Annotated in this window: 12 protein-coding genes; 9 read left to right on the forward strand and 3 right to left on the reverse strand. The window is 31.4% G+C overall.

Annotated elements, in window-relative coordinates; translation table 11 throughout:
- Positions 1-168: 168 nt before the first annotated feature.
- Entirely contained in the window at positions 169-810 is a 642-nt protein-coding gene (locus AACU95_RS14815; protein WP_004247912.1) for an IbrB-like domain-containing protein, read from the reverse strand.
- A gap of 12 nt (positions 811-822) precedes the next feature.
- Complete coding sequence (locus AACU95_RS14820; protein ID WP_004251487.1) at positions 823-2049, reverse strand: phosphoadenosine phosphosulfate reductase; 1227 nt, start codon at positions 2047-2049, stop codon at positions 823-825.
- A gap of 557 nt (positions 2050-2606) precedes the next feature.
- On the opposite strand from AACU95_RS14820, the gene AACU95_RS14825 reads away from it, so the two are divergent.
- The 9 genes from AACU95_RS14825 (at position 2607) to AACU95_RS14865 (ending at position 8707) form a co-directional block, all read left to right on the forward strand.
- Complete coding sequence (locus AACU95_RS14825) at positions 2607-3269, forward strand: class I SAM-dependent methyltransferase (RefSeq protein ID WP_004242528.1); 663 nt, start codon at positions 2607-2609, stop codon at positions 3267-3269.
- A 562-nt stretch (positions 3270-3831) separates the two neighbouring features.
- Positions 3832-4188, forward strand: coding sequence for an MmcQ/YjbR family DNA-binding protein (locus tag AACU95_RS14830; protein ID WP_012367822.1), 357 nt, complete (start codon positions 3832-3834; stop codon positions 4186-4188).
- A 202-nt stretch (positions 4189-4390) separates the two neighbouring features.
- A complete protein-coding gene (locus AACU95_RS14835; protein WP_004242531.1) occupies positions 4391-4561 on the forward strand; it encodes a hypothetical protein in 171 nt (56 codons plus the stop codon).
- A gap of 284 nt (positions 4562-4845) precedes the next feature.
- Positions 4846-5841, forward strand: a complete 996-nt coding sequence (locus tag AACU95_RS14840; RefSeq protein WP_036908063.1) for a YbgA family protein — start codon at positions 4846-4848, stop codon at positions 5839-5841.
- A gap of 216 nt (positions 5842-6057) precedes the next feature.
- The gene (locus AACU95_RS14845; protein WP_004247917.1) at positions 6058-6234 is read left to right on the forward strand and encodes a hypothetical protein; all 177 of its coding nucleotides are present in this window, start codon (positions 6058-6060) and stop codon (positions 6232-6234) included.
- Between the two features lie 491 nt (positions 6235-6725).
- A complete protein-coding gene (locus AACU95_RS14850) occupies positions 6726-6947 on the forward strand; it encodes a YdcH family protein (protein ID WP_004242534.1) in 222 nt (73 codons plus the stop codon).
- Between the two features lie 426 nt (positions 6948-7373).
- Positions 7374-7655 carry a DUF5339 domain-containing protein gene (locus AACU95_RS14855; RefSeq protein ID WP_004242536.1) on the forward strand — a complete coding sequence of 94 codons (282 nt, stop codon included), beginning with the start codon at positions 7374-7376 and terminating at the stop codon, positions 7653-7655.
- 368 nt (positions 7656-8023) lie between these two features.
- A complete protein-coding gene (locus AACU95_RS14860) occupies positions 8024-8437 on the forward strand; it encodes a hypothetical protein (RefSeq protein WP_004242537.1) in 414 nt (137 codons plus the stop codon).
- Positions 8438-8464: 27 nt separating this feature from the next.
- Positions 8465-8707 carry a hypothetical protein gene (locus AACU95_RS14865; protein ID WP_004251481.1) on the forward strand — a complete coding sequence of 81 codons (243 nt, stop codon included), beginning with the start codon at positions 8465-8467 and terminating at the stop codon, positions 8705-8707.
- Between the two features lie 62 nt (positions 8708-8769).
- Here AACU95_RS14865 and AACU95_RS14870 read toward each other — a convergent pair whose 3' ends face one another.
- Positions 8770-9330 (reverse strand): AAA family ATPase, encoded by a 561-nt coding sequence (locus AACU95_RS14870; RefSeq protein ID WP_004242541.1) that lies wholly within the window; start codon positions 9328-9330, stop codon positions 8770-8772.
- Positions 9331-9661: the final 331 nt, after the last annotated feature.

The raw sequence follows: 9661 nt of genomic DNA on the forward strand, positions 1-9661 counted from the left end.
AACATAGGATGTCATCAATATGAATTTTTCTTACTGAAAAATAATAAATTAATACTAATTTAGTAAGAAACGGAAGTAAGCCATATAAATAAATTATTTCTATGGTCGTTGATATTACTAACAAAGCACCAATAAATATATTTATTGGTGCTTTATACAAAGTTATTTCTACTTAACCGTCCAAGCTTCTGAGAAGTCGTGCTCTGAAAATAATTCAGCTAAGCCACTAATCTGTTTTAAACGTAGTACTTCATCTTGTGACATACCTAATTCATCACCAATCTTTTGGTCATTCCAACCTAATCTTGATAAATCTCTAACTATATCCGACATTGCTGCCACTTGATGTTGCCCTCTAGCCCGATTATGGCGAATAGTCGCTGCCATTTGGTCAGCCATAGTATGACTTTCAACATCAAGTATAGTAATAGGTAAATAGCCGTTAATTCGCTTGTTTAAGCTATTTTTTTTACTCAATAAATAACGATGGTAACCATCAACGACTTGCCATTGTGATGGTTTATTTTTGGATTGTTGAATAGGTAAGACAACAACAGGCTGAGTATAACCGTCTTTTACCAGAGACGTTTCTAGTAATCTCTTTTCTGTCGGAGACATGACATTGGGATTATAGTCATTAGCGATAACTTGTTGTTGCTTTATCCAAAGAACACAGTCAGTAGGTTCATTTTTAAATGGGCTTATTTGATGAAGCGATATTTTTATTTTATTGAGAGCTTCAATTTTTTGTTCATCATTTAGTTTTGCTAGGTACTCTTTTAAAACAGAAATTATAGTTTCAATGGTCATATTCACACCTTGCTAAATAAGTTGCCAGTCTTTTCGTTTTCCTTGTATCCGTTTGAAATATCGATCATAACAGTGTGATTTAGTAGGACTAAATGCTAATGTTCTACACCAAAAATCGTTACGCAAGATGGTCTTACAAATTCGTCGCCAAGAAGGTATCTGTTTAGTGCTAGTATCACCTTCTTGTGCATCAGGTATGCCATTTGGGTAATCTCGTTCGGCATACCAGCGAAGATAGACCGCTATTTTATTACGATAATGTTCTGCTGTTTTCTCTGGTAAACTGGCTAATAAAAAGTGAGCATAAGATTTCCACGTATGATGGGAAGGTTTGCTAATTTGATGTCGCCCATAGAAACCTGATTTATTACGAGGATTCGTATATAACATTCCGGCATCAGCTCCACTCACTCGTTCACAAGCAAGACTCCATGTTTCAGGCTCTAGCACATGATATAACCATAGTCCCTTGCGTTGCTCTGGCCCAAAAGGTTCACAAATACGCATTTGACTTAAACTAACGCCCGCTTGGTGCATCAGATCATAAATAGGGTTATAGGGTAAATTGAAACGCGCTATATAAGTCCAGATATCTTTAACATGCCAATCATAAATAGGGTAGGCCATATAATAAAAGCCTTCTGCTGATGCCGTTGTCCAAGGAATATCATCGGCATAACGTAACTTTCGATTATTACTAATGGCAATAAATCGGTTTAAAGATTCATCCGCTCTTATGCCTAGCAGGATAATCGAACTGCGATGATTACCTGTGATCCACTGGTTAAATGCAGGGGTAAAATCTTCAAAAAGCATATTTGGGTGATAAAAAGGGAAAAAGTGAGGGTCAGTTATCGCATCTTCTGGCGGTTGTCTTACCCATTTTTTACCAGACTCCCATGCTGTCCATGTAGGTTCATATTGAGAAATGCCACTTTCAGTGGTGATAGGGAGTGCTATCCAGTAAAACCGTTCAATACAATCTTGGTAGATAGATTTCATTTTTATAATATGATCTATAGTCGCAGAATATTGAACTTCCCAATCAAGAAACATCACATTAAATTTTCTATGTTGTTTTCGCGCTTGTGCGGCAACAAGATGAAAAAGCGCAGTAGAATCTTTCCCTCCCGAAAAGGAGAGAGTGATTTGTTCAAAAGTATCAAATATCCACTGGACTCTCTCTTGAGCAGCTTCTAATACATTTTTCCCCAGCGCAATTTTACGTTTCAAAGACATAACTATCACCAAAATAGATTAGCTAATGTTAGTATTATCACTTAATCATATTTAGATGATAAAGGTAAGTATTAATTGTTAGTAATTATTAATTTTATTTTAATACAGTAGAGTAACTACTCTATTTAATTGTTTTTATTAAACTAACTGATTATGGAAAGATATTACTATATTATTTCAATATGGCGTTATGCTGTATAGATCTGTGATTATGCATTTTTGGTGGTTTTTTATACTAAATATCAATTGGTTATGCAGTAAAATGTATAAAATAATCCAGCGCAAGGGCGATTTAATATCTTTTATTTACTAAAAATAAAACAGATGAATAAGTTTGCTTATCATTAAGCTGAGGAAGAAGATTTCTTAACCGGTCAATCGGCGCTTTTAATGTCAATAACACCTTACTTAACCGTTAGAATTTGATTTGTTTTTTATTTAATTTCAATGTGTTACGTTGTCTTGTTTAGATGGTTACCTGTTTAACTATTCGTTATTTCCAGTTATTCGTGGTTTGTATAAATCATAGAATAATCATTTTACGACTAGGATTTTGTATGACACTAGACACTCACAATGGAGTTAAAGTATATACCCCCACAGCATTAAAACTTTATGATTGGTGGGTATTAAATATTTCTAACCGTTATGCATGGCGTTGTGATACAGATAAATATTTGCTACCTCATTTTAAAAATAATCTTGGTGAGAACCATATGGATATTGGTGTAGGAACAGGATTTTACTTAAAAAGAGCTTTAGCTAATATAAATAAAATAGCATTAACAGATCTTAATATTAATAGCTTAGATTATGCTAAAAAAAATATTGTTGATAATAAATTAACTTATTGCTTACAGCATGATATCTATCATAAATTTCCTAATGAATTCAATTCATCGTTTGACTCTATTTCTTTATTTTATCTATTACACTGCTTACCTGGCACAATGGAAGGTAAAAAGAAAGTGATAGAAAATATAAGTAAAATATTAACGGAAAAGGGTGTTTTATATGGTGCTACTATCTTGGGGGCTGATGTTGAACACAATTTTTTTGGTAATAAATTGATGTCTGTTTATAACAAAAAAGGTATTTTTAGTAACTATTCTGACTCGGCAGATGCTTTAGAAAAAGTATTATCTTGTTTTTTTTACGATGTATCTATTCATATTCAAGGAGTTGTCGCGTTATTTACCGCGAGAAATAAAAAATTATAAAAAAAGTAGTATAGTTTGAATAAATTGAAAATGTATCAAGAAGGCGTTACACAGTTGGAGATAAAGTTAGCCTCAGAGAATTAATTTATTTGATAAAATGACAACTGTTTGATAAATAACAGTATTGCTTCTAGTGTGTATTGCTTAAAGTAACCGAAAAAAGCTTAGTTATAAAATATAACTAAGCAAAACGGGGATAATCAAATCAAAGTGTGTGTCCATTTAAGATGATCAAAAATGGATAAGCGTTAAATTATCTAACCATTGAGAATTAATCAACTAAAATTTACCAATTAATTGTAAATTAGATATTAATACTTAGTTATTTTTACTTATTTGGAGCGCTAAAAATATGTACAATACTAAAAATATTTATAAATAATTTATGTATTGATAATAAAAATAAGTAGCAATAATAATAACAATATAGTCGGGTTCTCTCTACATTTAGCATTGTTAAATAACAAATGTATAATAAATTATTTAACAGGCTGATGCCTTAATGTTAGAGATCATGCGTTTAGTGACCAAGTTATACATCATTTTATGAGATGACCGGACAATGAATAGAAAAGAGCTTATCGAGTATATACAGAAAACATATGCCGTAATCCCCGAATATTTATGGAGTAAGTACCCTAATTATGCGGTTTTCAGACATCATAATCATTCTAAATGGTTCGCCGTCATCATGGATGTCGCTGAAAACAAGCTATTTGATACGGGTAAAAATAATAAAGTCGATGTGATTAACTTAAAAGTACCGGTGCCTTTAGTGGGTGCTTTACGCTTAAAAAAAGCAGTTTATCCCGCTTATCATATGAACAAAGAGCATTGGATTTCTATTCGCTTAGACACAGATTTTGATGATGCTGAGCTAAAATCATTAATTTCTGAAAGTTACGAACTGACGCAGTGAAAGGCTTAATACTAATAATCAATAACAAGGTGAATATAATAAAAACTTATAGTTATAAATAGAATATGTTTAGAAAAAGCATCTATTTTTGATGATTATATGACTTGGAAAAAGCAAAAGTGCACCCATGTTAAAAATAACTTTATAACAGTTTTGAATCTGTGTTTCCTTAAAGTCATTGATAGCGTCAGGTGGAGTAAAGATGAACAAAGTGGTTTATAAAGTGAGTGGACTATGGAACGAAACGTCCTTTGTAAATCTATTTATTGCAACGAATGAAAAAGAAGTATTATCTGCAATTATACTATGGGCTCAGTTTAGTGGTGCAAAAGTGGATGATTTATCTATTGAGTATTATAGTTCCGTGCATTAACACAGTGTTAACTTATTGATTAATAACTTAATTATTACTAAATATCAATCAATTTAATCAGATAGCTAATATTTGCTGTAAGTATATTAGCTATTTGCTATTCATATCTATCAATATTGTGATATCAGTGGTTAACGGCTATCCTTTCTTTTAATAATGTTTTACAAACTAATTAAATGATAAACATAGTAAAAGTAGCATTATGTTACTAAGATAAATTATGAGCATAGATTTATTAATCTGATTAGTCAGGTTAGGTGATTGTTTCATATGAGGTCATAGCCATGCCCAAAACTCTTATGAGTCTTAAACAAAATGATTTTACGCATAAAAAAATTATCGTAGGTATTAGTTCATGCTTATTAGGGGATAAAGTGAGGTTTGATGGTGGGCATAAATGTTGTCATCTTGCTGCTGATGAATTATCTGAGTTCTTTGAATATCAATCTACTTGCCCAGAAATGGCTATTGGTTTACCGACACCCAGACCAGCATTACGATTAGTTCAGTCTAAGACTGGTGAAGTTAGGTTAAAATTTAGTAATGGAAGTGAAGGTGACTTAACCCAATTGATGAATGATTACTCTATCGAATATTTGAGGAGGTTTAATCAATTTAGCGGTTATATCGTGTGTGCGAAATCACCCAGTTGTGGATTAGAACGTGTCCGGGTTTATGATCCAATAGGCAACGGCAATAAAAAATCGGGTACAGGCATTTTTACTGAAAATCTGAAAAGAATAATGCCGTGGTTACCTATAGAAGAAGATGGGCGGTTAAACGATCCCTATATTAGAGAAAATTTTATTACACGGGTGTTTGCACTTAATGAGCTAAATCAATTGAAAATAAATAACTTTACTCGCCAGGCATTAATTGATTTTCATACAAGATACAAACTATTGTTATTAGCTCATTCACAACCGCTTTATCGGCAACTAGGGCGCTTTGTTGCTAACAATAAAGATTGGGATTCATTAGAGACTTTCTTTGTTGAATACCGTAATCGATTTATGGCTCTATTACAACATCAAGCCACTCGTCGTAATCACACTAATGTTCTTATGCATGTGCAAGGATATTTTAAGCAAGATTTAACTTCTAAGCAGCGACAAGCATTAAGTCAATTGATCTTAGAGTATCGTCAAGGAATACAACCTTTATTGGCACCATTAACATTAATTAATCATTACTTATCAGAATACCCAGATAATTATCTGAGTAAACAAAAATACTTTTATCCTTATCCTCAATCTTTAAGATTACGTTATGGTTTGTAATATATTAATTCCACTACTGTATCTATTTTTATAGAAAGAAAATAACTATTTTTAATAAGTGAATTTTATATTTAAAGCAAGGGGAATAGGACTGCTTTTTGTATTTAATGCTTTGTTAATGTAAGTTAAATTATAATATTTTGTAAAAGGATGTAAGTCAGACCGTTCTGTTTATATTTTATGTCAGTATTCTTTTTTTTATAAAAAGAGGCTGATATGTCTACAATGAAAACTGAAGTCGTTGTTATTCGTTTAACCAAACAAGAGCGAGCTGCATTAGATTCAATAAAAACGATGCCATTACTTGCAGATTGGCTAAAGGAGCTAGCCCTTTCCAAGTGGAAGGAGCAGGCATTACAATTAGAACAATCTAAAAATGGGCATAGTAATTAATGAAGTACGAGGGTAACAATCAACAATCTTAACTAAAATCCTCGATAAAAAATTATTGAATAGATTGTTAGCGATTCTATTTCAATCAGTTAAGTTATTAGTTTTATCAACTTACTGATTGCAAAAAGAAAAGCCCAATGTGGCGGCATTGGGCTTAGTGTCTCAAATAGATGGGTATATAAAACTATTAGAGAACTCTTTTACTTTAATTCAAATTTATTTATAGAATTAACAATAAGTGCTTTTTGATAGAAGAATAGTGATGTTCGTATAAAATATGAGCATTTTTATCTTATCCTGTTTTATAGTCTTAAGTTAGACCAATTTCATGCAATAGTGTGTCGATATCCTACTTTGTTGTAGTTTTATGTTAATTTTTACTTGATATCGCTCTTGTTTTTCACATAAAGAGTATGACAGTGACAGCAATTTAAGGGAGACTTAAAAGTAGTATGACACTCATCACTCATTGATAATGGAAGGTAGATAATATGTTTCCAGAATATCGTGATTTAATTGCTAAGCTTCGTCAAACTGATCCCCATTTCCGAGCCCTGTTTGAACAACATAATGAACTTGACCATAAAATTGTACGCTTAGAACACCGAGATAGGCGAGGATATGGAGAAGAAGTTGTTGAATTAAAAAAACAAAAATTACGTCTAAAAGAAGAAATACATCAGATCTTAAAAAATCCCCCAGAAGATGAGTAGCACAAATAAGTACTGTATGTAATTAATAAAATTAAATAGAAATAATAAAAGAAGGCCATATAACTAATGGCCTTCTTTTATTATGGTTTAAAGGTAATATTTCTCATGATATTTATATCTTTTGATTGTTTGTGAATAAGAACTAAAAGTTTTAATACTGTTTATATGTTTTTATTTTATACTGCATAAAAATATTTAATTTAGTTAAGTTGTATAGTTAAATTTTATTTAGGTTTTTATAAAGAGATGTTTTTTTATAAACATACCAGTTTTAGTTGTTAATTATTATTTTTTTATCTGATATTCATACAGAAATATAATGGCAATTAAGATTATCCTTATCCTAATTTTAATTTTCTTTGCGATAATAAAAATTCAAGACGCAGGTATCATTTTTTTTTATTAATTACAAAATATAGGATATTTATGAAAAATATTATTTTAGCACTAGGTTTATTATCATTATCTTCTGTTGCTGTTTCGGCTGAATTAACAAAATCTTGCGAAGATTATTTTAAAGAAACTGATGCCTATGTCGCATTAATGGAACAAAATGATGCAACTAAAGCACAAGCAGAAACAATGAAAGCACAATATGCTCAATCAAAAGAACAATTTGCTGCATTACCTAAAGATGTTCAAGAAAGCACCTGTAAACAAGCTTTAGATTCTTTAGAGCAAATGAAAAAAATGTCTGCTGGTCAATAAAAAATAGATTTAATTAAAGTCTTATATTTAGAGAATAATAAGGCTTTATTTTTATTTCAAATTTAAAATTTTCCAATGTAACAATGACCATATAATAACCAGTGTTATTATATGGTCATCTTAATATTATTTTAATATAAACTATTTCTTTCTTGTTTTTTTGTGGGAATATTTCTTTTTTACTTAATATTACAATCTCTAATCAAGATAATTATCCCGCCATAACCCATCTATTTATATTATTATTTTATATATTCTTGTTACTTGAATAAAGAATGCTTTTTATATGAAATAATTGTAATTCATTTTGTCGTCTATAAATTTTATGGAATAATTATTTACATCTATTTATTGCTCCTATTTAAGATATGAATTGGTCTTTTATTCTAATTTTAGCTCTATTTGTAGTTGTTGGTTGTGTTGATAAAGAGAGGAATACATCTGGCTCTATAGAAAAGGTGGCAACAGAGATAGCGACTCCTACTGTTCAATATCACCACGATGAAAGTCGTTATCCCACATTTATGTTATCAAAACAATCTCGTTTTGAAATGCAAGCCAAGGAGGAAAAACAGAAATTCAATCAATTATTTAAATTTGGATTTGAAGAGCCAACCACATCTACTAATAGCGAATATTCCTATAAAAAGGAACAACGTATAAGAAAGAATGACCAGTCAATGATTATTCTGCCAGAAGCGATACCTGTATGGAATAAAGATAAACAAGAAGTTGAAGTTAAGTGGAGCTACAGACCAAAATATGTTTTTGATGCATATTAAATTTAACCTTTATGTTTTAGGAAGACTATGCGCCCAATTTTTTTGTTAATACCATTTATGTTTTTAATTGGCTGTACCGAGCAAATGAGTGTCGGAATTGGCACTTCTAGAACGCATAATATAGGATATCCGGTTTGTTCAACATTAGTTTGTGGAAAGAATACGCGAACAGTTGAAGAACAAAAGGCAATTAATGAAGCGGTGCATGAACAGCAAAGAGCTATTATGCGAGGAGAAAAACCAGATTTAAAAATTATTGCCTCATATTAAATAATACCATCAAGGAGAGTCTATTTTTTGTCCTTGATGGTATAGTCAATATAAGCGCTAAGCTAAGATAGCGATGTTATATTGTTTATAATAAATTTTACTCTTTGGTTAACATCGGCTTTGGGTAATTCAATTAAGGTATAATTATACTGTCTATATATCGCCAGCATCGCTTGATAAGTTGCTACGGCTTCATCAAATGTCTGTTGGCGCTCTTTATCTTGTAAGTAAATTTCTTTCCATGGTGGAGCAATAAACACGGTTGTAGAATATCTATATAGCCTTATTGCGTTTTCAAGATGTTGGGGAATAGGGCGCTCACAAAAGTGTAAATAACCTGCTATATCCGGTATGCCTCGGTCATAAAAATAAGGTTTGCTGTTATCATCTATATTGGATGCATCATGCCATGATCGTAGCTCCCAGCTTAACATTAACTCAGCAAAAGCGAGCGGATCAATCCAAGGAAGGGCTGAACCACCAATATGACTTTGATCTTGAATAATGGCTCTACCAGCTTCTATTGAGCAAGAGTAACCATTTCTTCTTAACTTATTGATAATAGTGCTTTTACCAGAGCCGGGACCTCCGGTTAAAATAATACGGCAAGGTTTTTGGGACATAGTAATTCCTTAAATAATATATTTTGACTTTAAATGATTGAGGGCTGAATGCAGAAATTTTCAGAGGGAGAAAGGCGAAAAATAAGCAGTGCTAGCAAAGAAAGAGAACAAGTAAAGAAGGACAAGATATTACAATTATAATCGAAAAGAGAAAACATCAAAATAAAGCCGCATCAAAGATCAATCAATATCTATCGACCTCTTTTATAACTTATCAGGTTACTTTGTGTTGCTATTTTAATAACTGATACGCATTTATGCAGATTTAAGCACATAAATCCAAATAGAAGCACTATCTGGTCATTGCAAGCTAAATAGATTACTTTTATTA

The sequence above is a fragment of the Proteus sp. G4415 genome (genome assembly GCF_963896075.1).
GTDB classification, from domain to species: domain Bacteria; phylum Pseudomonadota; class Gammaproteobacteria; order Enterobacterales; family Enterobacteriaceae; genus Proteus; species Proteus mirabilis.